Source organism: Pseudomonas sp. LBUM1673 (genome assembly GCF_059695645.1).
The window spans coordinates 5812247-5836159 of sequence record NZ_CP166780.1; the positions used below are offsets into that span (position 1 = coordinate 5812247).

At 60.6% G+C, this 23913-nt stretch carries 24 protein-coding genes; 5 read left to right on the forward strand and 19 right to left on the reverse strand.

The features are described from left to right. Positions 1-104: 104 nt before the first annotated feature. The 12 genes from lipA to ACA044_RS26705 form a co-directional block, all read right to left on the reverse strand. Positions 105-1127, reverse strand: coding sequence for a lipoyl synthase (gene lipA / locus ACA044_RS26650; RefSeq protein ID WP_007946663.1), 1023 nt, complete (start codon positions 1125-1127; stop codon positions 105-107). 1 nt (position 1128) lies between these two features. Continuing rightward, the gene (gene lipB, locus ACA044_RS26655) at positions 1129-1776 is read right to left on the reverse strand and encodes a lipoyl(octanoyl) transferase LipB (protein ID WP_497443987.1); all 648 of its coding nucleotides are present in this window, start codon (positions 1774-1776) and stop codon (positions 1129-1131) included. After that, entirely contained in the window at positions 1776-2051 is a 276-nt protein-coding gene (locus ACA044_RS26660) for a DUF493 domain-containing protein (RefSeq protein WP_258698925.1), read from the reverse strand. The genes lipB and ACA044_RS26660 overlap by 1 nt, the downstream gene beginning before the upstream one ends. A gap of 80 nt (positions 2052-2131) precedes the next feature. After that, the gene (locus ACA044_RS26665) at positions 2132-3289 is read right to left on the reverse strand and encodes a D-alanyl-D-alanine carboxypeptidase family protein (protein ID WP_497443988.1); all 1158 of its coding nucleotides are present in this window, start codon (positions 3287-3289) and stop codon (positions 2132-2134) included. Positions 3290-3467: 178 nt separating this feature from the next. Next, a complete protein-coding gene (locus ACA044_RS26670) occupies positions 3468-4478 on the reverse strand; it encodes a septal ring lytic transglycosylase RlpA family protein (RefSeq protein WP_497443989.1) in 1011 nt (336 codons plus the stop codon). Next, positions 4478-5488, reverse strand: coding sequence for a lytic murein transglycosylase B (gene mltB, locus ACA044_RS26675; RefSeq protein ID WP_497443990.1), 1011 nt, complete (start codon positions 5486-5488; stop codon positions 4478-4480). Before mltB ends, ACA044_RS26670 begins: the two co-directional genes overlap by 1 nt. A 17-nt stretch (positions 5489-5505) precedes the next feature. Then, entirely contained in the window at positions 5506-6609 is a 1104-nt protein-coding gene (gene rodA / locus ACA044_RS26680) for a rod shape-determining protein RodA (protein WP_497447313.1), read from the reverse strand. Between the two features lie 31 nt (positions 6610-6640). Next, the gene (mrdA, locus tag ACA044_RS26685; protein WP_497443991.1) at positions 6641-8536 is read right to left on the reverse strand and encodes a penicillin-binding protein 2; all 1896 of its coding nucleotides are present in this window, start codon (positions 8534-8536) and stop codon (positions 6641-6643) included. Positions 8537-8546: 10 nt separating this feature from the next. Next, positions 8547-9014, reverse strand: a complete 468-nt coding sequence (gene rlmH / locus ACA044_RS26690; protein ID WP_003185785.1) for a 23S rRNA (pseudouridine(1915)-N(3))-methyltransferase RlmH — start codon at positions 9012-9014, stop codon at positions 8547-8549. A gap of 9 nt (positions 9015-9023) precedes the next feature. Continuing rightward, entirely contained in the window at positions 9024-9518 is a 495-nt protein-coding gene (gene rsfS, locus ACA044_RS26695) for a ribosome silencing factor (RefSeq protein WP_038981377.1), read from the reverse strand. A gap of 72 nt (positions 9519-9590) precedes the next feature. Then, positions 9591-10280, reverse strand: coding sequence for a nicotinate-nucleotide adenylyltransferase (gene nadD / locus ACA044_RS26700; RefSeq protein ID WP_497443992.1), 690 nt, complete (start codon positions 10278-10280; stop codon positions 9591-9593). 1 nt (position 10281) lies between these two features. Continuing rightward, positions 10282-11553, reverse strand: coding sequence for a glutamate-5-semialdehyde dehydrogenase (locus tag ACA044_RS26705; protein ID WP_497443993.1), 1272 nt, complete (start codon positions 11551-11553; stop codon positions 10282-10284). Between the two features lie 189 nt (positions 11554-11742). Here ACA044_RS26705 and ACA044_RS26710 point away from each other — a divergent pair, with 189 nt between their 5' ends. Both ACA044_RS26710 and ACA044_RS26715 read left to right on the forward strand, forming a co-directional pair. Beyond that, positions 11743-12441 carry a DNA-3-methyladenine glycosylase gene (locus ACA044_RS26710; protein ID WP_497443994.1) on the forward strand — a complete coding sequence of 233 codons (699 nt, stop codon included), beginning with the start codon at positions 11743-11745 and terminating at the stop codon, positions 12439-12441. A 177-nt stretch (positions 12442-12618) separates the two neighbouring features. Further along, positions 12619-13935 carry a bifunctional DedA family/phosphatase PAP2 family protein gene (locus ACA044_RS26715; protein ID WP_497443995.1) on the forward strand — a complete coding sequence of 439 codons (1317 nt, stop codon included), beginning with the start codon at positions 12619-12621 and terminating at the stop codon, positions 13933-13935. A gap of 199 nt (positions 13936-14134) precedes the next feature. Here the strand turns inward: ACA044_RS26715 and ACA044_RS26720 are convergent, their stop codons facing one another. The 3 genes from ACA044_RS26720 to ACA044_RS26730 are packed head-to-tail and all read right to left on the reverse strand — an operon-like array spanning position 14135 to position 15811. Beyond that, the gene (locus ACA044_RS26720) at positions 14135-14725 is read right to left on the reverse strand and encodes an LON peptidase substrate-binding domain-containing protein (protein WP_497443996.1); all 591 of its coding nucleotides are present in this window, start codon (positions 14723-14725) and stop codon (positions 14135-14137) included. 10 nt (positions 14726-14735) lie between these two features. Then, positions 14736-15452, reverse strand: coding sequence for an LrgB family protein (locus ACA044_RS26725; protein WP_497443997.1), 717 nt, complete (start codon positions 15450-15452; stop codon positions 14736-14738). Beyond that, positions 15449-15811, reverse strand: coding sequence for a CidA/LrgA family protein (locus ACA044_RS26730; RefSeq protein WP_497443998.1), 363 nt, complete (start codon positions 15809-15811; stop codon positions 15449-15451). Before ACA044_RS26730 ends, ACA044_RS26725 begins: the two co-directional genes overlap by 4 nt. A 194-nt stretch (positions 15812-16005) precedes the next feature. Between ACA044_RS26730 and ACA044_RS26735 the strand changes: the two genes are divergently transcribed. From ACA044_RS26735 to ACA044_RS26745, 3 genes are all read left to right on the forward strand, one after another. Continuing rightward, on the forward strand, positions 16006-16461 hold the full coding sequence (locus ACA044_RS26735; protein ID WP_497443999.1) for a MaoC family dehydratase: 456 nt from the start codon (positions 16006-16008) through the stop codon (positions 16459-16461). Between the two features lie 113 nt (positions 16462-16574). Continuing rightward, positions 16575-18290 carry a C13 family peptidase gene (locus tag ACA044_RS26740; protein WP_497444000.1) on the forward strand — a complete coding sequence of 572 codons (1716 nt, stop codon included), beginning with the start codon at positions 16575-16577 and terminating at the stop codon, positions 18288-18290. Between the two features lie 27 nt (positions 18291-18317). Beyond that, the gene (locus ACA044_RS26745; protein ID WP_497444001.1) at positions 18318-18959 is read left to right on the forward strand and encodes an oxidoreductase; all 642 of its coding nucleotides are present in this window, start codon (positions 18318-18320) and stop codon (positions 18957-18959) included. 170 nt (positions 18960-19129) lie between these two features. Here ACA044_RS26745 and ACA044_RS26750 read toward each other — a convergent pair whose 3' ends face one another. The 4 genes from ACA044_RS26750 to ACA044_RS26765 form a co-directional block, all read right to left on the reverse strand. Next, positions 19130-19414 (reverse strand): YceK/YidQ family lipoprotein, encoded by a 285-nt coding sequence (locus ACA044_RS26750; protein ID WP_497444002.1) that lies wholly within the window; start codon positions 19412-19414, stop codon positions 19130-19132. Beyond that, complete coding sequence (gene ubiX / locus ACA044_RS26755) at positions 19407-20039, reverse strand: flavin prenyltransferase UbiX (RefSeq protein WP_007937469.1); 633 nt, start codon at positions 20037-20039, stop codon at positions 19407-19409. Before ubiX ends, ACA044_RS26750 begins: the two co-directional genes overlap by 8 nt. Further along, entirely contained in the window at positions 20036-21385 is a 1350-nt protein-coding gene (mpl, locus tag ACA044_RS26760) for a UDP-N-acetylmuramate:L-alanyl-gamma-D-glutamyl-meso-diaminopimelate ligase (protein WP_497444003.1), read from the reverse strand. Before mpl ends, ubiX begins: the two co-directional genes overlap by 4 nt. A gap of 189 nt (positions 21386-21574) precedes the next feature. After that, positions 21575-23488, reverse strand: coding sequence for a sigma-54-dependent Fis family transcriptional regulator (locus ACA044_RS26765; RefSeq protein ID WP_497444004.1), 1914 nt, complete (start codon positions 23486-23488; stop codon positions 21575-21577). Between the last annotated feature and the right edge of the window lie 425 nt (positions 23489-23913).

A 23913-nucleotide genomic window follows, 5' to 3' on the forward strand; every position in this document is an offset into this window, starting at 1 on the left:
GCACCATAGCTTGCAGGAAAAGACTGTAATCGCCGTGGGCACTGCTAAAAAAGGCCCGCAAGGCCTGAGAAGCCTTGCGGGCCTTTTTTGTTCTCACCGCGGGATCAGGACGACATCAGCTCGGCCTTGACCAGTTTCGCTTGCTCGTCGGCGTGGTACGAGGAACGTACCAGTGGGCCGGAAGCAACGTTCTTGAAGCCCATCTTGTAACCTTCCTCGGCAAACCAGGCGAAGGTGTCCGGGTGCACGAAGCGCTGGACCGGCAAGTGGCTGCGGGACGGTTGCAGGTATTGGCCCAGAGTCAGCATGTCGATGTCGTGTTCGCGCATGCGCTTCATGACTTCGATGACTTCTTCGTCGGTTTCGCCCAGACCCAGCATCAAACCGGACTTGGTTGGAATGTGCGGCATCATCTGCTTGAAACGTTGCAACAGGGTCAGCGACCACTGGTAGTCCGAACCCGGACGCGCAGCCTTGTACAGGCGTGGCACGGTTTCCAGGTTGTGGTTGAACACATCCGGTGGCTCGGCGGCGGTGATTTCCAGCGCGACGTCCATACGGCCACGGTAGTCCGGGACCAGGGTCTCGAGCTGCACGTTCGGCGACAGTTTGCGGATTTCGCGGATGCAGTCGGCAAAGTGCTGGGCACCGCCGTCACGCAGGTCGTCGCGGTCTACCGAGGTGATGACCACGTACTTGAGTTTCAGGTCGGCGATGGCAATGGCCAGGCTTTCCGGTTCGTTGACATCCAGTGGCTTTGGACGGCCGTGGCCGACGTCACAGAACGGGCAGCGACGGGTGCAGATGTCACCCATGATCATGAAGGTTGCGGTGCCGCCAGAGAAGCACTCGCCCAGGTTCGGGCAGGACGCTTCTTCGCACACGCTGTGCAGCTTGTGTTTGCGCAGCAGGGCCTTGATGCGGTCGACCTCCGGGGAAACCGGGATGCGCACGCGAATCCAGTCGGGTTTCTTCGGCAGTTCAGTGGTCGGGATGATCTTCACCGGGATGCGTGCAACCTTCTCGGCGCCGCGCAGCTTGACGCCGGCTTCAACCTTGGCACGCGGGGCCGGACGCTCGGTGACATCGAGCGTCGGGATCATGGTTTGCACTGCATCAGTAGTCATATCAGTCGATTCCGCCCGTTAGGGTCGTCTGCTCAGCATAGTCGAGGTGTTTGACGAGCTGCGCGCGCAGCCGGGCACTTACCTCGGCAAATTCAATCGATCCTGCGTGATCGCGCAGCTGGGTCATCGCCAGCCCGGCGTAGCCGCAGGGATTAATCCGTCGAAACGGTTCCAGGTTCATATCCACGTTCAAGGCCAGGCCATGAAAGGAGCAACCGTGGCGGATCCGCAGACCCAGAGAAGCGATTTTCGCGCCATCGACATAGACACCCGGCGCATCCGGCTTGGCCACCGCGGTCACGCCGTAGCTGGCCAGCAGCTCGATCAGGCATTGCTCCATGCGACTGACCAGATCACGCACGCCGAACCCCAGCTTGCGCACGTCCAGCAACAGGTAGGCCACCAATTGACCGGGACCGTGATAAGTCACCTGACCACCGCGGTCGACCTTCACCACCGGAATATCCCCCGGAAGCAACAGGTGCTCAGCCTTGCCGGCCTGGCCCTGGGTGAACACCGGTGGGTGTTCCACCAGCCAGATCTCGTCGGCGGCATCGTTGCCGCGTTCGTTGGTGAAGCGTTGCATGGCATGCCAGACCGGCTCGTAAGCCATCTGGCCGAGCTCGCGAAAGCCCAGCGTGCCGGACATCACAGCACCATGTGCACGAAACCGGTAGCCCGCAACTCGCTGTTGATGTCGTACAGCTGTTCCTGGCCGGTGGCGATAATGTGCAACTGGATGGTCGTGTACTTGCCGTTGGTACTCTGCCGTTCGGCAAAGGTGTTGTGGTCAACGGTCGCGTGTTTCTCAAGGATCGCGATGATCTTGTCCTTGAAACCCACGCCGGTATCGCCGATTACCTTGATCGGGTAATCCGCGCAGGGGAATTCGATCTTTGGCGCCTTTACTTCGGAGTCTGTCATGGCGTAACGGCCTCGTAAGCCGTGGCAACGGACATGGCCCCGTTCCGGATTGGAACGGGGCCATGTGAGTCCACACTAATTCAGTTGAACAAGCCGTAGAAGAATAGACGGATGCTATCCCACATGCGGCGGAAGATACCACCTTCGTCGACCGCGTCCAGTGCGATCAGGTCGGCGCTGTGCACCACTTTGTCGTCCAGTTTCACTTCGACTTTACCGATCACGTCGCCCTTGGCGATGGGCGCGACCAGTTGCGGACTCATGGTCATGCTGGCAGCGAGCTTTTTCAGCTGGCCTTTGGGCAGGGTCATGGTCAGGTCTTGAGCCAGGCCGGCCTTGACTTGATTGGTGCTGCCTTTCCAGACAGGGGCCTGGGCCAGCTCGGTGCCTTTCTGATAGAAGGTCTGGGTTTCGAAGAAGCGGAAGCCGTAAGTCAGCAGTTTCTGGGTTTCAGCAGCGCGAGCCACTTCGCTGTTGGTGCCGAACACCACGGCGATCAGGCGCATGCCATCACGTACAGCAGAAGACACCATGCAGTAGCCGGCTTCGTCGGTGTGACCGGTTTTCAGGCCATCGACGGTCTTGTCGCGCCACAGCAGCAGGTTGCGGTTAGGCTGCTTGATGCCGTTCCAGAAGAACTCTTTCTGCGAGTAGATGGCGTAGTGAGCCGGATCTTCGTGGATGATCGCGCGGGCCAGCACGGCCATGTCGTGAGCCGACGAGTAGTGCTCCGGGTTCGGCAGGCCGGTCGGGTTCATGAAGTGGCTGTTGCTCATGCCCAGGTCGGCTACGGTTTTGTTCATCATGTCGGCGAACGCGTCTTCGCTGCCGGCGATGTGCTCGGCGAGCGCAACACTGGCGTCGTTACCCGATTGAATGATGATGCCGTGCAGCAGGTCGCTGACAGTCACTTGCGAGCCGACCTTGATGAACATCCGCGAACCGCCGGTACGCCAGGCGTTCTCGCTGACGGTCACCGGATCGTTTTCGCCGATCTGGCCACGACGGATTTCCAGGGTCGCGATGTACGCGGTCATCAGCTTGGTCAGGCTGGCCGGAGGCAGACGCTGGTCACCGTTGTTCTCTACCAGCACGTTGCCGCTGCTGGCGTCCATGAGTACGTAGGCTTTGGCGGCCAGTTGCGGTGGCGACGGCATCATCTCGACCGCGAAAGCGGCAGGCGAGAGGAGCAGCGGGACTAGCAGGCACAGGCGTTTGGCAAAGGTGGTGATGTTCATCCGTCTCTCGAAATCGCTAATGGAAACTGCCCTAAGGCAAAACTAATCAGACAGCCCTACGGGCCGTCGCGTGTTCAGTTGCTCACTCTGTAACCCTTGCCGGGCTTTTGTTCTTCACGAGCCAACAACCCGGTTCGCCCCCCAAACCGCAAGCGAACCGTCAAACAAGAACCAGGTATTACTCGGCGCTGACCAGGCTCGGCGAACCGAGATTGGCCAACCGCACGCTGTTCTGCACTTGCTGGATTTCACCCGGCGAGCCAATCGGCCCCAGGCGCACCCGATGCAATGTCTGTTGGTTACGCACGATCGAGCTGATGAACACTGGAGCGCTCACCATCCCGCTGAGCTTCGATCTCAGGAGTTCTGCAGCGTCCGGGTTGGCGAACGCGCCCACCTGCAGATACTGGCCAGAGGCTGGTACAGAAGCGTTTTTTTTTGCATCGATCTGCACCGGCACAACAGCCGCGGCGTGTTGCTGCGGCGGTGGCGTCCATTGCTCGACGGTGCCGGTGGAAGCTGTCACGGTCGGCGCGGCATTTTTCGCCACTTGCGGTTCGTTGAGCATCAACGGTGCCGGACGGCCCTTCTGTGCCCACCACTCTTGCGGGTCGATGCCTTCGACTTTGACCCGCGCCGTGCCGGTTTCAGCGTAGCCTAGCTTCTTGGCGGCCGCGTAGGACAAGTCGATGATCCGGTCCGAATAGAACGGCCCACGGTCGTTGACCCGCAAAATCACCGCCTTGTTGTTGTCCAGGTTAGTCACCCGAACGTAACTTGGCAGTGGCAATGTCTTGTGGGCGGCGCTCATGCCATACAGGTCATACACCTCGCCATTGGCGGTGTTCTGACCGTGGAACTTGGTGCCGTACCAGGACGCAGTGCCCGAGGCCACGTAGGTCTTGGATTCTTGCAACGGGAAATAAGTCTTGCCCAGTACAGTGTACGGGTTGGCCTTATAAGGACCGGAGTGCAGGGTCGGCGTGGCATCCGGGATGCGCGAAACGTCGACATCCCACCAGGGTGCGCCATCCTTGTGAGCCCGGTTGATATCCAGGCCGGGAGCCGAACGCACAGCGGTCGGGGATTTCTGAGTCGGCGAGCGGCTGGTCGAACAACTGGCGACCAGCACCGCCAACGCGGCGAATGCCATGAGCTTCAGGGGTTTATTCATAGGCAATGCCCGCATTACTTGACGCCCCGTGCTTGGACCAGCTGTTCAGACAGTTGATGTACGGCCATGGCGTACATCACGCTGCGGTTATAACGCGTTATCGCGTAAAAATTCGTCAGGCCCATCCAGTATTCCGGGCCATTGTCACCTTCCAGGCGGAAAGCCGTGACCGGCATATCATCGCGCAGCGCATCATGACTCGACCAGCCCAGCGCCCGCAACTCCCCGACGGTTTTCGTCGGTTCGATGCCCGCGGTCAGCCCGTCGTCCACCTGATCGCCGCGCACATCGGCGCGGCTGACCACAGGTTCGCCGGCGACCCAGCCGTGACGCTTGAAATAACTGGCGACACTGCCGATGGCATCAATCGGGTTGTTCCAGATATTGATATGGCCGTCACCGTCGAAATCCACCGCATAGGCGCGAAAACTGCTCGGCATGAATTGCGGCAAGCCCATGGCCCCGGCGTAGGAGCCTTTGAGGGTCAACGGATCGACCTGCTCTTCACGGGCCAGCAGCAGGAATTCACGCAACTCCTTGCGGAAGAATTCGGCACGGGGAGGATAGTCGAAACCCAGGGTCGACAAGGCGTCGATCACCCGAAAATTACCGGTATTGCGACCGAAAAAGGTCTCAACACCAATGATCGAAACAATAACCTGCGCCGGCACGCCGTATTCCTGCTCCGCGCGAGCCAGTGCTGCTTCGTGCTGCCGCCAGAAGTCCACACCACGGGCGATGCGCGCATCGGTGATGAACATCGGGCGATATTCTTTCCACTGTTTAACCCGTTCGGCGGGTTTGGAGATTGCGTCCAGAATCGACTGCTTGCGCTCGGCCTCGCGGAACACGCCCATCAGCTGTTCACCGGCAAAGCCGTAGTCACGGGTCATTTCACCGACGAACTCGGCCACCTGGGATGTGCCTTCGTAATCGCCGGCCAACGCTTCCTGCGCGGAACCAAGGATGCCTACCAGGCCGACCCACGGCGCGTATCGAGTCGCCCAGCCACGCATTACTTGCATTGAAATTTTCACCTTATTCAAACCTGTGCGATCCACTTACGATGGGTATGGATCGACATCAAAACCCCAAACGCTGACAGCAGCGTCACCAGCGAAGTTCCTCCGTAGCTAATGAACGGCAACGGCACCCCCACAACCGGCAACAGGCCACTGACCATACCGATGTTGACGAAAACGTAAACAAAAAACGTCATGGTCAGGCTGCCCGCGAGCAATTTGCCGAACAATGTCTGGGCCTGGGCGGTAATCACCAGCCCGCGACCGATCAACAGCAGGTAAATCAACAGCAATGCGCAGATGCCCACCAGGCCGAACTCTTCGCCCATTACCGCAATAATGAAGTCGGTGTGGCTTTCCGGCAGGAAGTCCAGGTGCGACTGAGTCCCGAGCAACCAGCCTTTACCGAACACGCCGCCGGAACCGATGGCTGCTTTCGATTGAATGATGTTCCAGCCCGTGCCCAGCGGATCGCTCTCGGGGTCGAGGAAAGTCAGGATCCGCTGCTTCTGGTAGTCGTGCATGATGAAGTACCACATGCCGACCGCCACCGGCACAGCCGCGGCAACCACGCTGAGAATCCAGCGCCAGCGCAGGCCGCCCATGAACAGAACGAACGCGCCACCGGCAAGGATAAGCAACGAAGTGCCGAGGTCGGGCTGACGTACGATCAGGATGAACGGTAACCCGATCAGAAACAGACTGACGCCCACATGCTTGAGCTGCGGCGGCAAGGAGCGCTTGGCCAGGTACCAGGCAATGGTCGCAGGCATCAGGATCTTCATGAATTCCGAGGGCTGGAAGCGAATCACTCCGGGAATGTTGATCCAGCGCGTGGCCCCCATGGCGTTGTGGCCCATGACGTCCACCACTACCAGCAAGAGCACGCCGATCACATAACCGACCGGCACCCAGCGGGCCATGAAGCGCGGCTCGAACTGGGCGATGACGATCATCGATATCAAGCCGATGCCGAACGAAGTAGCTTGCTTGGCCAGCAGATCCCAGCTCTTGCCGCTGGCCGAATACAGCACGAACAGGCTGCCGGCAGCCAGGGTCAGCAACAGGATCAGCAACGGACCGTCGATGTGCATGCGTTGCAGCAGCGTCGCGCGGCGACGCATCACATCCTCGCTGGAGAGGATGCGATCGAAATTACTCTTCACGGGCCGTAGCCTCCGCACTAATAGGGCTGGCGTATTCGGCTTTCAGTCGGCCGTCCTGGTCCAGGAGCCAGGCGTCCATGACTTGACGCACCACCGGCGCGGCGACGCCGGAACCGGACTCGCCGTTCTCGACCATCACCGACACCACGATTTTCGGGTTGTCGGCCGGCGCGAAGCCGACGAACAAGGCGTGGTCGCGGTGACGCTCCTGAACCTTGGAGCGGTCGTACTTCTCGCCCTGCTTGATCGCGACCACCTGCGCCGTACCACTTTTACCAGCGATCCGGTATTGCGCACCGATGGATGCCTTGCGTGCCGTACCGCGGGCACCATGCATCACCTGTTGCATGCCGTGGTTGACCTTGGTCCAGTCGGACGGGTCGCGCAGGATGATGTCCGGCATCGGATTTTCATCCACCGGCTTCGCGCCTTCGAGGGTCTTGGCCAGGTGCGGACGATTCCAGACACCCTTGTTGGCCACCAGGGCCGTGGCCTGGGCCAACTGCAACGGAGTGGACTGCATATAGCCCTGACCGATCCCGAGAATCAGCGTTTCGCCCGGGTACCAGGCCTGACGACGGGTCGCGCGCTTCCATTCCCGGGTCGGCATCAATCCCGGCGACTCTTCGAACATGTCCAGGGAGACCTTCTGGCCAATGCCGAATTTGCTCATGTAGGCCGACAACCGATCAATCCCCAGCTTATGGGCCAAGTCATAGAAGTAGGTGTCGTTGGACCGCATGATTGCCGTATCCAGATCCACGTAACCGTCGCCGGTACGGTTCCAGTTACGGTATTTGTGATCGTAATTGGGCAGTTGGTAGTAACCGGGGTCGTAGACCCGGGTCGATGCCGTGACCACGCCCGCATCCAGGCCGGCAATCGCTACCGCCGGTTTAATCGTCGAGCCCGGCGGGTACAGGCCGCGCAACACGCGGTTGAACAGCGGCCGGTCGATGGAATCGCGCAGCTCGGCATAGGCCTTGAAGCTGATGCCGGTGACGAACAGGTTCGGGTCGAAACTCGGCTGACTGACCATCGCCAGCACTTCGCCGGTGCTCGGGTCCAGCGCCACGACCGCGCCACGGCGACCGCCAAGCGCGGCTTCGGCGGCTTCCTGCAATTTGATGTCCAGGCTCAGGACAATGTCCTTGCCAGGAATCGGATCGGTACGCTTGAGTACGCGTAATACGCGGCCTCGTGCGTTGGTTTCGACTTCCTCGTAACCCACCTGGCCGTGCAACTCGGCCTCATAGAAGCGCTCGATACCGGTCTTGCCGATGTGGTGGGTGCCGCTGTAGTTGACCGGATCGAGCGACTTCAGCTCTTTCTCGTTGATCCGCCCCATGTAACCCACCGAGTGCGCAAAGTGCGCGCCCTGCGGGTAATGACGCACGAGTTGCGCGACCACTTCCACACCGGGCAGACGGAACTGGTTCACCGCGATGCGGGCAATCTGCTCTTCAGTCAGCTCGAACAAAATCGGCACCGGCTCGAACGGGCGGCGCCCCTGACGCATGCGCTTCTCGAAGATCACCCGGTCCTCGGGCGTCAGCTCCAGCACTTCGACAATCACGTCGAGCACTTGCTGCCAGTCGCCGGAGCGTTCGCGGGTCATGCTCAGGCTGAAGCTGGGCCGGTTGTCGGCCACCACCACGCCATTGCGGTCGAAAATCAGCCCGCGCGTCGGCGGAATCGGCTGCACATGGACCCGGTTATTTTCCGACAGGGTCGAGTGGTACTCGTACTGGATCACCTGAAGGAAATACAGCCGCGCGATCAGCACGCCAATCAGCGCCACTACCGCAATGGCCCCGAACACGACGCGGCCACGCACCAGACGGGCGTCTTTTTCGTGGTCCTTGATACGGATCGGCTGGGGCATGAGGGCAGAACTACTTGTGGTAAGGGTGGCCGGACAGCACTGTCCAGGCACGATACAGCTGTTCGCCGATCAGAATCCGCACCAATGGGTGCGGCAACGTCAACGGTGACAACGACCAGCGTTGATCCGCCCGGGCACAGACTTCCGGCGCCAGCCCCTCGGGGCCGCCGACCATGAAATTCACTGTGCGCGAGTCCAGCCGCCAGCGATCGAGTTCGACCGCCAGTTGCTCGGTGCTCCAGGGCTTGCCGTGGACTTCGAGAGTGACAATGCGCTCGTTCGGCCCGACCTTGGCCAGCATGGCTTCGCCTTCCTGACGGATAAAGCGCGCCACGTCGGCGTTCTTGCCCCGGGTGTTGAGCGGAATTTCCACCAGTTCCAGCGCCAACTCGGACGGAAGACGCTTGGCATATTCATGCCAGCCTTCTTCCACCCACTTGGGCATGCGGGAACCGACGGCGATCAGTCGCAGTCGCACAGCGTTCCCTTATTGCTGGTCTTTGTTGAGCTTGATGAAATGCTCATGGGTGTTTTCCGGGCTGTGGTGCGCGGCGCTGCCGGCACGACTCTGCTCGGCACCCTGCCACAACCGCTCCAGGTCATAGAACTGGCGAGCGCTGGCAGTCATCATGTGCACGATGACGTCATCCATGTCCAGCAACACCCAGTCGCTGTCGCCCTTGCCTTCTTCACCCAACGGCTTGACGCCCTGGGCCTTGACCGCTTCGCGGACCTTATCCAGCATCGCGCCGATCTGGCGGTTGGAAGTACCTGTAGCGATGATCATGAAATCAGTGATGCTCTGCTTTTCACGAACGTCGATCACCAGAACATCCTGGGCCTTGACGTCTTCCAGGGCCGCTACGGCGACCTTGACCAGCTCTTCGCCGCGCAGCTCCGGGCCGGTATTGGCCACTACTGGCAGCGGAGCGCTCTTGAACGTGCCCTTGCGCTTTACTTTGTTTACGTCTTTGTCAGTCATATAAAACTCGTTTTGCTCGTATGTTCGGGCGCTTCGATACACGCATTCACGTGCCTTGAAGCGCGCCCTTTTTCAGTTCGACGCACGGTAAAGTCCGTGCGCATCGATGTAGGCCAGGACCGCGTCGGGCACCAGGAAACGTACCGACTTACCGCTGGCCAGCAGTTGACGGATCTGGGTGGCGGATACCGCGAGCGGTGTCTGCCAGACGAATGCAATCTGTCCGCTCGGCCCGTTGAGGGCCAGCGGGTCGCTCACCGAGCGAGCCGCCAGCAGGTTGCGCAAGGCATCCGGCGGTTCGCTGTCGGCATCCGGGCGTTGCAGCACCAGGATGTGGCAATGCTGGAGCAACTCTTCCCAGCGGTGCCAAGTGGGCAGGCCGCAAAATGCGTCCCAGCCCAAAAGTAGAAAAACCTGGTCTGGGGCGGCCAGTTCGGCGCGCATCAGTTCCAGGGTATCGATGGTGTAGGACGGTTTGTCCCGCTGCAATTCGCGGGCGTCCACCACCAACGGTGGCACACCGGCCACCGCGCACTTGACCATCGCCAGACGGTCCTTCGCCGACACCTGCGGCGTGCCGCGATGAGGCGGCCTGGCACTGGGTGTCAGACGCAACTCATCGAGCGCCAGCGATTCGGCGACTTCCAGCGCACCGCGCAAATGGCCGATGTGCACCGGGTCGAAAGTCCCGCCCAGTACGCCAATGCGTCGAGGCTGGGGCTCGCTGGCGGTCAGTTGGGCTGACGGGTCGAGGTCGCCCAAGTCAGACCGACGCCTGGCCGCGCAACTGACCGTCACCGACCACGATGTACTTCTCGCAGGTCAGACCTTCGAGGCCCACCGGGCCGCGGGCGTGCAGCTTATCAGTAGAAATGCCAATCTCGGCACCCAATCCGTATTCGAAGCCATCGGCGAAGCACGTCGGGGTGTTGATCATTACCGAAGACGAATCGACTTCAGCCACGAAACGCCGGGTGTCGGCCAGGTTTTCACTGACGATCGAGTCGGTGTGATGGGAGCCGTACTTGTTAATGTGCTCGATGGCCTGATCCAGTCCGTCGACCACACGGATCGAGAGGATCGGCGCCAGGTATTCGGTGTGCCAGTCTTCTTCAGTCGCGGCAACGGCCTCGATGATCGCCCGGGTACGCTCGCAACCGCGCAGTTCGACGCATTTTTCGCGGAACTGGGCAGCCATCGACGGCAGGAACGCCTGGGCGACTGCCTGATCGACCAGCAGGGTTTCCATGGCACCGCAGATGCCATAACGGTAAGTCTTGGCGTTGAACGCAATGCGCTGGGCTTTCGGCAGATCGGCGTGGGCGCTGATGTAAACGTGGCAAATGCCATCCAAATGCTTGATGACGGGCACGCGAGCATCACGACTGACCCGTTCGATCAGACCACGGCCACCACGGGGCACGATGACGTCGACGTATTCCGGCATGGTAATCAGCGCGCCGACGGCTGCACGGTCGGTGGTTTCGACCACTTGCACCACGGCGGCCGGCAGGCCGGCCTCGGCCAGGCCGCGCTGGATGCAGGCGGCGATGGCACGATTGGAATGAATCGCCTCGGAGCCGCCCCGCAGGATTGTCGCGTTACCGGACTTCAGGCACAGGCTGGCGGCATCGATGGTTACGTTCGGCCGCGACTCGTAGATGATGCCGATCACGCCCAGCGGCACGCGCATCTTGCCGACCTGAATGCCCGACGGCCGATAACTCATGTCGCGGATCGCACCGACCGGGTCTGGCAGTGCTGCTACCTGACGCAGACCGACGATCATGCCGTCGATACGCTCAGGGGTCAGCGCCAGACGCTCAAGCAATGCCGGCTCAAGGCCATTGGCGCGGCCGGCGGCCAAATCCAGTTCATTGGCTGCGGTCAGCTCGGCACGGGAAGCGTCCAGCGCATTGGCAGCCGCCTGCAATGCGCGGTTTTTCTGCGCGGTGCTGGCACGGCCGATCACGCGGGAAGCTTCGCGGGCGGCGCGACCCAAACGGGTCATGTAGTCAAGAACGGACTCAGTCATGGTCTGCAATGGTCTTTGCTAAGGTCTTGGTAAAGAGTAAAGCGGCAGATTATAGCTGTCGCGTCCCCCGACTAACAGCGGTGACGGGCGGATGGTCGAAATGGAGGGCAATTTGCCGACGTTCAGCCGTGATTAAGTTGCATATTGTTATCATCACCGCTCAATCAGCCTTGATAAACGCTGTTCATCATGACCAACCTGCCTATTCGCCCGTCCGCTACGCGCCAGCCCAAGGGGCTGCCGGATGCATTTTTCGACCGCGATGCCCAAACGCTGGCCCGGGATTTACTGGGCAAAATCATCCGTCATCGGGTCGACGACCTGTGGCTCAGTGCCCGGATCATCGAGACCGAAGCCTATTACTGCGAAGAAAAAGGCAGCCACGCCTCCCTTGGTTACACAGAAAAACGTAAGGCTTTGTTTCTGGATGGCGGCCACATCTATATGTATTACGCCCGCGGCGGCGATTCCCTGAACTTCAGCGCCCAGGGGCCGGGCAACGCGGTGCTGATCAAATCCGCCTATCCATGGGTCGATGAACTGAGCGGGCCGGCAAGCCTGGCGCAGATGCTGCTGAACAATCCCGATGCACAGGGCCGCCCTCGCCCCTCACAAAAGCTGTGTGCCGGGCAGACGTTGCTCTGCAAGTCGTTGGGGCTGAAGGTGCCCGTCTGGGATGCCAAACGTTTCGACCATGAAGTGCTGCTGGTGGAAGATGTCGGGCCCGCGCCCGGCCACATCATCCAGACCACACGCCTGGGCATTCCCCATGGGCGCGACGAACATTTGATGTACCGCTTTGTTGATGCGGCTTATGCACTTTACTGCACGCGCAACCCGCTGCGCCGAGGGCAAGTCGAAGGTCGCGATTATTTTTTGCTGACTTGATGATGGAAAAATCCATTGTGGGAGCGAGCCTGCTCGCGATAGCGGACTAACAGTCGAAGTAGATGTCGTCTGACACTCCGCTATCGCGAGCAGGCTCGCTCCCACATGAGACCTGTAGTGTTTTGAAGATTGCGTTCGTCCCTTGGGACCGATTGATTATTCGATGGAGTTGTTTTTATGGGCCCATGGCTCGATAGCGTGACCGGTTGGTTGACGGTCAATCCGCAATGGCTGGCCGCGGCAGTGTTCGTAGTGGCTTGTATGGAATGCCTGGCGATTGTCGGACTGATCGTGCCCGGCACGGTGTTGCTGTTTGCCGTGACGGTGCTGGCCGGCAGTGGCGCGTTGTCATTGGGTGAAACGCTGTTGCTGGGCTTTCTCGGCGGCGTGCTGGGCGACATCGTTTCATATTTTCTCGGGCGACATTTCCACCAGAACATCCGGCGCCTGCCAGGGTTGCGCCATCATCCGGAATGGATGGCCGGAGCCGAGGCGTATTTTCAGCGTTATGGCATCGCCAGCCTGCTGGTCGGGCGCTTCATCGGTCCGCTGCGGCCCATGCTGCCGATGGTCGCGGGGATGTTCGACATGCCGTTCCCGCGTTTCGCCGTCGTCAGCCTGTTGGCTGCCGCGGGCTGGAGCCTCGCCTATCTCCTGCCGGGCTGGGCCACCGGGGCGGCGATCCGCTTGCCATTGCCGGAAGGTTTCTGGCCTGAAGCCGGGATTGTCGCCGGCAGCATTGCGGTGATGGTCGGTCTGAGCGCAAACAGCAGCCTGCGCCGCCATCGCCGGGCGACCATCTGGATCTGCAGCATGAGCCTGTTGATCCTGATCGGTCTGTTCATCGGCTACCCGCACCTGACCGCCCTCGACCAAGGATTGATGACCCTGATACAGGAACACCGCAGCCCGATGCTCGATGAAGTGGCCGTGGTGTTCACGCTGATTGGCGAATTCCGCAACATGTTTATGCTCAGCGCGCTGCTGACAGTCTTGCTGTTGCTGACACGACAATGGCGGCACGCGATCTTCGCTGGCGGCACCCTGCTGTTCACCGCGCTGGGCAACACCGCGACCAAGCACTTTTTCGCCCGTGTGCGCCCGGAAGTGCTGAGTGATCCACTGACCAGCTACAGCATGCCCAGCGGCCATGCCTCGGGCTCTTTCGCACTGTTCTTGACGCTCGCGGTGCTGGCTGGGCGCGGACAACCGCCGCGCATGCGCCTGACCTGGTTACTGGTGGGCTGCTTGCCGGCGCTGACGATTGCCTTGTCACGGGTGTACCTGGGCGCGCACTGGCCGACCGATGTACTGGCTGGCGCGATGCTGGCGGCGTGCGTGTGTGCGGCCAGCCTTTGGCTGATTCAACGCCAGACTTCGCTCACCGCCATGCCGCCAAGGATCTGGTGGCTGGTGCTGCCGTCATTGGTGGCGTTGCTCGGTTTCTTTGTGTTGAGGCACATGCCGCATGCGATGTTGCGGTATGCGTACTGAAGATCAAAAGATCGCAGCCTTCGGCAGCTCCTGTAACCTGTAGCAGCTGCCGAGCCTGCGTTCGGCGGCAAAGCCGTCGTAAAACCAGACAACGCGGTCTTTCAGGCAAACCCCATAAGCAGGATTTGCGAGGACTTTGTCCTCGAACGCAGCCTCGCAAGCTCGACAGCTGCTACGGGCTGCGATCTTCTAGCGGACGTCAGGTAAACAACTCACCCTGCAACTCATCCAGCAACGCCTGAATGGCATCCAGGCGCTGCTGCGGATCGTCGAGTTGCAGCAGGTCGATCTTGTCTACTTCGGCAAACGGCAACAGGTACGCCAACTGATTGGCCAGCGACTGTTGCCCGGTTGCTTCGGTGCCCATGTTCAACGCTTCGACCATGGGGTGTTCGGCCAGGGCCTTGAGCAGTGCGACCAGATCGGCGTCTTCATCTTGTAACGGTTGTTCCGGTTCGTCTTCCAGCCACTCGACCTCGGCGACAGTCAACTGATCGCGCTGAACCTCGGTGCACAATACGTGGAAACGCCGCCCGCCCTGCACCCGAATGCCCAACAGACCGTTGTCCTGCTGCTTGAAGTCGGTGATCAGCGCCTCGCAACCCACCAGCGCGTAGCCGGCCGGGGCGATGCCGACTTCTTCACCGTCGAGGATGCACACCACGCCGAAGCCGCCGCCCTGTTTCATGCAGCGACTGATCATGTCCAGGTAGCGCGCCTCGAATATCTGCAAGTCGAGGATGCAGCCAGGAAACAGCACCGTGTTCAGCGGAAAAAGCGGCAGACTCATAGATATTTCCTTACACCACCATCGACACCGCCAACGGCAGGAACACCGCCGTAGCCACGCCCATCAGACTCATCGCCAACGCCGCGAAGGCGCCGCACTCTTCACTTTCCTGCAAGGCCACCGAGGTACCGACCGCATGGGCGGTCATGCCCAGGGCCATACCGCGGGCCTCAGGGCTATGGACACCGAGCCTCGTCAAAAGACTCGGCCCGAAGATCGCACCGATCACCCCGGTGATCAATACAAACACCGCCGCCAGCGCCGCGACGCCACCGATCTGCTCCGCCACCAGCATGGCAATCGGCGAAGTCACCGACTTGGGCGCTATGGTCATCAGGATCATGTGCTCGGCGCCGAACCACCAACCCAGCAGCACACCCATGCCCGTAGCGACTACGCCACCTATCACCAGCGTAGTAAATATCGGCCAGAACAACTGCCGAATCCGTCGCAGATTGAGGTACAGCGGCACCGCCAGTGCAACGGTGGCCGGCCCGAGCAAGATGCTGAGGATCTCGGTGCTCTTACGGTATTCGGCATAGCTCAGGCCACAACCCACCAGCACGCCAATCACCAGCAGCATCGATACCAGCACTGGCTGTAGAAAGATCCAGCGGGTTTTCTCGAAAACCGCCAGCGCCAACTGATACGCGCCCAGCGTAATGCCGATGCCGAACAACGGATGATGAATCACCGACGTCCAGGCGCCATGCCAATCGAGGATCATTGGCTGTCCTCTTGATGAGCGTGACGCTTGATCAGGCGCTGCATCAGAACGCCGGCAAAGGCCATGGACAACACCAGCGACAACACCAGCGCTCCGATGATTGCCCAAAAGTCCGCAGCGATATCGGTGGCATAGACCATGACACCCACGGCCGGCGGCACCAGCAGCAACGGCAAATAACGCAGCAAGCTGCTGGCCGCGAGGTTCAGCGGTTCACCGACTTGACCGCGGATAATCAGATACCCCAGCAGCAACAGCAGGCCAATGATCGGCCCCGGCAGCACCGGCAAAAACAGATGGTTGAGGGCAGTGCCGAGCAATTGAAAAAGCACCAGCCAGGTCAGGCCACGTAACAACATCCATTATCTCCCGCGCGCGCTCCCCACAAAGAAGGGGCCCGACATTATAAGCACGCCAACGCTATGAATCGGCATTCGCCAAAAGCATGATTAGTTGACCGGAGCAATTTGCCATGTTGATCTAAAGTGGTTCTCAGGGAGGTCAAATCCTCCACCCGAAAAACTATAAAACCGATCACCCAAGGAGAGTCTCAATGCCCTACGTTCCAGTTGCGGAGCTCAAGGATTATGTCGGCAAGGAACTCGGACGTTCCCAATGGCTCACCATCGATCAGGAACGCATCAACCTGTTCGCAGAAGCCACAGGCGATTATCAGTTCATCCATGTCGACCCGGTCAAAGCCGCGCAAACACCCTTTGGCAGCACCATCGCCCATGGTTTCCTGTCGTTGTCGCTGATCCCCAAACTGATGGAAGACATCCTCATCCTGCCCGAAGGCGCGAAGATGGTGGTCAACTACGGTCTGGACAGCGTTCGTTTCATCCAGCCTGTGAAGGTCAATTCCAGGGTTCGACTCAAGGTCGACATGAACGACGTCACCGAGAAGAAACCCGGCCAATGGTTGCTCAAGGCCACCGCTACGCTTGAAATCGAAGGGTCGGACAAACCGGCGTTTATCGCCGAGCCACTGTCCCTCTGCTTCGTGTAAACCATCCCGGATGCGAAGCAGGTCACGCTGTTTCGCGCCGTCTGCTTTTCTACCAGCTATGTAAGGACACATAGCTGCGGCATACTCGGTCGCCTAATTGTCCGGATCCCGCTATGCGCTCACTTGCACTCCTTGCTCTGACCCTGTTGCTCACCGCTTGCGGCGATGGCGAATCGCTGATGCCCCCCGATGCCCGCCTGCCGGACGGCGGACGCTATCGCGGTGATCTGGTAAACGGGCTGCTGCAAGGCGAGGGCCGCATCGATTACCCGAACGGCAGCTGGTACGCCGGCCAGTTCGACAAAGGCCAATGGCATGGCCAGGGCGAATGGCACGGCAGCAATGGCGAGGTCTATCGCGGGCAGTTCCAGCAGGGATTGTTCGACGGCCAAGGCACGCTGACCACCACGGGCAGCCGCTACACCGGCGGTTTCAAGGCCGGTCGACGGGATGGCGAAGGCACCCTCAAAGAAAACACCATGACCTACCGCGGCGAGTTCAAAGCCGATCAATATTCAGGGCTCGGTCGTCTGGAACTCGAAGACGGCAGCCAGTACCAGGGTCAGTTCGCCCACGGCAAACCCAACGGCGAAGGCCAGCGCAGCGACGCCAGCGGCAATCAGTTCACCGGGCATTTCGCCGACGGTCAGCTGGAAGGCACCGGCACTTTCAACAGCGCCGATGGCGATATCTATGTCGGCGGTTTCAAGAACAATCAACTGCACGGCAAGGGTCGCTACGAGAACGCTGATGGCGATGTCTGGCTCGGTCAGTTCAAGGAAGGCGTGCTGAACGGCAAGGGCGAGTTGATCGGCGCCGACGGCAGTCACTATATCGGTCAGTTCAGCGACTGGCGTTTCACCGGCCAGGGCCGTTTGAACCTGGCCGATGGCAGTTTCTATGTCGGCCAGTTCGAGGGTGACAACTATCAGGGCCAAGGTACTTTGGTGTTGACTGATGGCACGGTGCTGAGCGGCACCTGGATCAATAGTCAGCGCGTGCGCGACGCCGACGACAAGCTGCTGCCGGACACCCTCGAACTCGGTTTGCTGGCCCAGGGCCGCTTGCTCGACGATGCACTGGCCAACGTGCCTGCCTCGACCCCGGCGGTCGAGCTGTACACCTTGACCCTGGGCGGTGACGGCAAGCAGAGCGTGTTCCTGCGTGAATCCGACTACGTCGCCAACATGCTCGCCAGCCGTTTCGGCGCCTTTGGCCAGATCCGCCTGGTCAACCATCGCGACCACCTCGGCGACCGACCAATGGCCACCCGGGAGAACCTGCGCCGCGCCGCCCAGACCCTGGCCGAACGCAGCGGCCCGGAAGACTTGTTGTTCATCTACCTGACCAGCCACGGCACCAGCGAACACGAACTGGTGCTCGACCAACCACGCATGGAGCTGGCCGATCTGCCGGCCGACGAACTCGCCGCCGTCCTCGAGCCCCTGAAAAAGCGCGACAAAATCATCGTGATTTCCTCCTGCTATTCCGGCGGCTTCATCCCCGCGCTCAAGGACGAACGCACCCTGATCATGACCGCCTCGCGCGCCGACCGGGTGTCCTTCGGGTGTTCGGAAGAAGCCAACTTCACTTATTTCGGCGACGCACTGTTCGCCCAGGCGCTGAACCAGACCGACGATCTGGAGCAAGCCTTCAAGCTGGCCAGGGGCACCGTGGCCGAGCGTGAGCTGGCCGATAACTTCGAAGCCTCCGAGCCGCAAATCTGGGCCCCGAAAACCGTTCTCGCCCACTGGCAATTGTTACGCAAACAGCAGGCACGAAAAGCACTGCAAAGTGTCTCTATCAGCAAGGATGAAAAGAGCAACTAAGCTGAATAGTATCAAGGGGGAATTACTATGTACTTGACGCCTCAGCATGTATTGCTTGCCGGAGCTACCGGGTTAACCGGTGAACATTTGCTTGACCGCCTGCTCAATGAACCAACGATTACTCGAGTATTGGCCCCCTCACGCCGGCCGCTGGCCGAACACCCTCACCTGGAAAACCCGGTCGGCGACCCAGCGGCGTTTTTGCCGCAATTGAACGGTCGCGTCGACATTGCCTATTGCTGCCTCGGCACCACGATCAAGCAGGCCGGCTCCGAGCAAGCGTTTCGCGCGGTGGACCTGGACATGGTCGTGGCCTTCGCCAAACGTGCGCGGGAAATGGGCGCACGGCACTTGATTGTGATCAGCGCCTTGGGAGCCGATCGCAGATCCTCGATTTTCTACAACCGGGTTAAAGGCGAGATGGAACACGCATTGCGCGCACAGGATTGGCCGCAGCTGACCATTTGCCGGCCTTCGCTGTTGTTGGGCGATCGCGTCGAGCCGCGACTAGGCGAGCGGGTTGCCGGCCCGTTGTCGAAACTGATTCCGGGCAAGTACCACGGGATCGAAGCCTGCCACCTGGCCCGCGCCATGTGGCGCCTGGCGCTGGAAGAGCAGGATGGCGTGCGGATTGTCGAGTCGGATGAGTTGCGCAAGTTAGGCAAATAATTTCAGGCCGACGCGGACCTGTGGCGAGGGGGCTTGCCCCCGTTGGGTCGCGCAGCGGCCCTCCGCTTCTTCAGCTGCACCGAGTCACCTGGATTTACGACTGCTTCGCAGCCGAACGGGGCGATGCGGCGTTCCGACAAGCCCCCTCGCCACAGGGATCGCAGCTGCCTTTACAATCCGCCGGTCGCTTGAAAACTTACGCCAATCACCGTCAACAACGACAGCGGCAACAGCAGCGTGTCGAGCAACGCACTCGCCGGCAGATCAACACCCGGATAACTCGGCGCTTCTGCGCCAAATCTGTCCATCGCGCAGCACCCGCCATTCATCGCATACAAATCCAGACGCGTCCCCGAATACACCACCGGTGCCCCTGGCTTGGCGGCATCGAGGGTGCGCGCCGTGGCGCAGCCCGTCAGTTGCAAAGCCAGCAGGATGATCAGCAGCTTATTCATCGCTGCTCAAATGGTGTTCACCCCAGCGCGGCAGCATGTCTTGTGGAATGTTCAGCAGATTGAGAATTCGCGCCACGACAAAGTCGATCAAGTCATCAATGGTCTGCGGCTGGTGATAGAAGCCCGGCGACGCCGGCAGAATCGTCACGCCCATGTTCGACAGCTTGAGCATGTGCTCCAGATGAATGCTCGAATACGGCGCCTCGCGCGGCACCAGAATCAGCTGGCGGCGCTCCTTCAAGGTCACGTCGGCAGCCCGTTCGATCAAGTTGTTGCAGGCCCCGGTCGCGATAGCCGACAAGGTCCCGGTGGAACACGGCACCACCACCATCGCCGCTGGCGAGCCAGAGCCCGAAGCCACCGGCGACATCCAGTCTTCCTTGCCGTACACCCGAATCTGCCCGGCAGCAGCGCCAGTGTATTCAGTGAGGAAGGCTTGCATCATTTGCGGTTTGGACGGCAGCGAGACATCAGTCTCGGTGGCCATCACCAACTGCGCAGCCTTGGAGATCAGGAAGTGCACCTCGCGGTCTTCACGCACCAGGCAGTCAAGCAGGCGCAAGCCATACTGGGCGCCCGAAGCGCCGGTCATCGCCAGCGTGATGCGCTCCGGACCGTTGTTCATTGCAGCGCCTCGGCCAGTTTGCCGTGCAGGCCGCCGAAGCCGCCATTGCTCATGATCACCACGTGAGTGCCAGGCTGGGCCTGGCTCTTCACGCGCTCGATGATGCCTTCCAACGAATCGCTGACGATCGACGGCACGGTGCACAACGCTGCTGTGGCGCCCAGGTCCCAACCGAGGTTGGCCGGCGAATACCAGATCACCTGATCGGCATCGACCACGCTTTCCGGCAAGCCATCACGGTGAGCGCCAAGCTTCATGGAGTTGGAGCGCGGCTCGATGATCGCGATCAACGGTGCGTCGCCAATACGCTTGCGCAAACCGTCGAGGGTGGTGGCGATGGCGGTCGGGTGGTGAGCGAAGTCGTCGTAAATGGTGATGCCACGAACTTCCGCGACTTTTTCCATCCGCCGCTTCACGCTTTTGAACGCACTCAGTGCCGCAATGCCCATTGATGGCACGACGCCGACGTGGCGAGCGGCGGCCAAAGTGGCCAAGGCGTTGGCGACGTTGTGCTGACCGGTCATGTCCCACTCGACCACACCTTGGGCGACGCCTTCGAACATCACTTCGAATTTCGAACCATCTTCACTGAGCAGTTTGACCTGCCACTGACCGCCGGCACCAGTGGTTTGCACCGGGGTCCAGCAGCCCATGTCGATGACCCGCAGCAATGCCGGCTCGGTGGTCGGATGGATCACCAGGCCTTCGCTCGGGATGGTCCGTACCAAATGGTGGAACTGCCGCTCGATGGCTGGCAGATCGGGGAAGATGTCGGCGTGATCGAACTCCAGATTGTTCAGGATCGCCGTGCGCGGGCGGTAGTGAACGAACTTGGAGCGCTTGTCGAAGAACGCGCTGTCATATTCGTCGGCTTCGATCACGAAAAACGGCGTGTCGCCCAGACGCGCCGACACCGAGAAATTCTGCGGCACGCCGCCGATCAGGAAACCCGGGCTCATGCCGGCATGTTCCAGCACCCAGGCAAGCATGCTGCTGGTGGTGGTTTTGCCGTGAGTACCGGCAACCGCCAATACCCAGCGGCCTTGCAATACATGATCCGCCAGCCATTGCGGGCCGGAAACGTACGGCAGGCCTTTGTTCAGCACGTATTCGACGGCCGGGTTGCCGCGGGACATGGCATTGCCGATCACCACCAGGTCCGGGGCCGGATCGAGCTGCGCCGGGTCGTAACCTTGGGTCAACTCAATGCCCTGGGCTTGCAGCTGAGTGCTCATCGGTGGATAGACGTTGGCATCGGAGCCGGTCACGTGATGGCCCAGCTCTTTGGCCAGAACCGCCATCGAACCCATGAAAGTGCCGCAAATACCAAGAATATGAATGTGCATAGTCGACCTCGTAAACATGGCCGCAGGTTAGCGTAGGGAGGGGAAAATCGCACCTTGTGTTTCAAGATCAAACACCACCCCCTCTGTAGGAGCGAGGCTTGCCCGCGAAGAACGATAACGCGGTGTATCAGGCAAACCGCGTGATGGCCTTCGCGGGCAAGCCTCGCTCCTACAGGGGGTGTGGTGTACCTAACGGGCGATACCGTGCTTGCGCAGTTTTCGATAGAGGGTATTGCGACTGACGCCCAACTGCTCAGCCGTGTTAGTCATGTGCCAGCGCTGCTGCTCCAGCACCGTCAGCAATGCCAACCGTTCGGCGTCGTCCAGCGGATACTCGGACGGTTCTTCAGCTGCCGACGCCGTCACCGGCCGGGCCTGGCGAATCATCGCAGGCAAATCCTCCAGCCCGATCCGGCCGTCATCACACAACGCCGCCAGGGTCCGCAACACATTGCGCAACTGCCGCACATTCCCCGGCCAGGCAAAGTCCAGCAAGGCCTGCCGCGCCGGCCCGTCGATCAATACCGTCTCCTCGCCCGCCTCTTCGGCCAGCAAAAAGTCGAGCAACTGCGATTTGTCAGAACGCTCACGCAACGCCGGCAATGCGACCTCCAGCCCATTGAGCCGGTAATACAAATCCTCGCGGAAACTGCCGTCCTGCACCCGTTCAAGCAGATTGCGGTGAGTGGCGCTGATGATCCGCACATTAACCGACTCCGGTTCGCCACCGATCGGTACCACCTGACGGTCTTCCAGCACCCTTAATAAGCGGGTCTGCATGCTCAGCGGCATGTCACCGATTTCATCGAGGAACAAAGTCCCGCCATCGGCCTGCTGCAACTTGCCGCGCATGCCTTCCTTGCGGGCCCCCGTGAAACTGCCGCCGCGATAGCCGAACAGTTCGCTTTCGATCAGGCTTTCGGGGATCGCGGCGCAATTGAGGGCGATGAAAGACTTTTCTGCCCGTTGACTGGCCTGATGCACGGCTTTGGCAAAGGCCTCCTTGCCTGAGCCGGTTTCGCCGTTGATCAGCAAGGGCACATCCCGTTCAAATACCCGCAAGGCCTTACGGAAATCCTCCTGTAACGCGGCATCGCCCAGGCAAATACCCGACAAGCGCGCACGCTCGGCAATCATCGGGCTTTGCACCACCGGCACCGGAATGCTGCGAGGCTGCCCGCGCAACACAGCAAACAGCCGCCGCCCGTCACGGGTGCGCAACGGCCAACTGGCGCTGGCATTGGCGCTCGCGCGGCCGAGCAATTCATCCAGCGAACAGTCGAAAAACGCCTCCACCGGTTTGCCCAACAGCCCACCACGAATATGCCCCAGCAAATTCAGCGCACTCTGGTTCACCGCACTGATCCGCCCTTCACCGTCGAACGCCAACAACCCTTCGCTGAACAGCCCGACGGACTCGGCCTGCAAGTGAAAACGCAGCAACCATTGATTGTCGAAGTAACGCAGGAAATAGCAGCTCTCGATCATCTTCGCCGACAGATTGACCAGGGCCATGGTGTGGAACTGGCTCTGACGCGAAACCTCGTGACGCGCCGAAGACACGTCGAGCACCGCCAGCAGCTCGCCGTGGGGGTCGAACACCGGGCTCGCCGAGCAGGTCAGGCCGGTGTGACGACCACGAAAATGTTCGTCCTGATGGATGGTCAGGGACTGACGCTCCACCAGGCAGGTGCCGATGCCGTTGGTGCCTTCGCAGGCCTCGCTCCAGTCGGCACCAAGCCAAAGGCCGGCACGCTCGAAAATCTTCCGTTCGGTGGGCGCGGTGACGCAGTTGAGGATCACCCCGCGGGCGTCGGTCAGCAGCACCGCATGGCCGGCGCCGGAAAGTTGCTGGTGGAGGCTGGTCATTTCGTTGCCGGCGATCTGCAGCACTTGTTGCAAGCGTTCGCGGCTTTCCAGCACGCGGCCATGCTCCAGCACCGTCGGCGCCATGGCCAGAGCCGGGTCGAGGTGATAATCCTCCAGACAACGCAGCCAGGAACGGGCAATGGACGGATCGCTGCCGGGACCGTGCAGGTGGGATTTACCCTGGGTCACGGTCAACACTTGCTGGGCATGGCGACTCAAATGGTTGTCGTGCATTTCTTATTATTCTCCCCGAAAGGTGAGTGCTTATCTGGCCACTCCTGTGGCGAGGGGGCTTGCCCCCGTTCGGCTGCGCAGCAGTCGTAAATCCTGAGCATGCGGTGTGTCTGGTAAATCGAGGTGAATGGTTTGGGGGCTGCTTCGCTGCCCAACGGGGGCAAGCCCCCTCGCCACAGCGGATTACCTGTGTGGCAATTTGAGGCTCAGCATCCTCCAGCCATCGATGCATTGCAATGCTGGCAAGACCCACCAGTCACAGGCTGCGCCACAAACGGTACAAAGTGTCACGGGGGCTGTACCGCAAGCGCCACAAACACCGCCCACCCGTCCGACAAAAAACACGCAAAGCCTTGATTTACCTGACCTGCAAGGCGCTGGCCCGACCTTTGCTCTACGCTTAATGCAGCGCTTTAGCGCGTCCT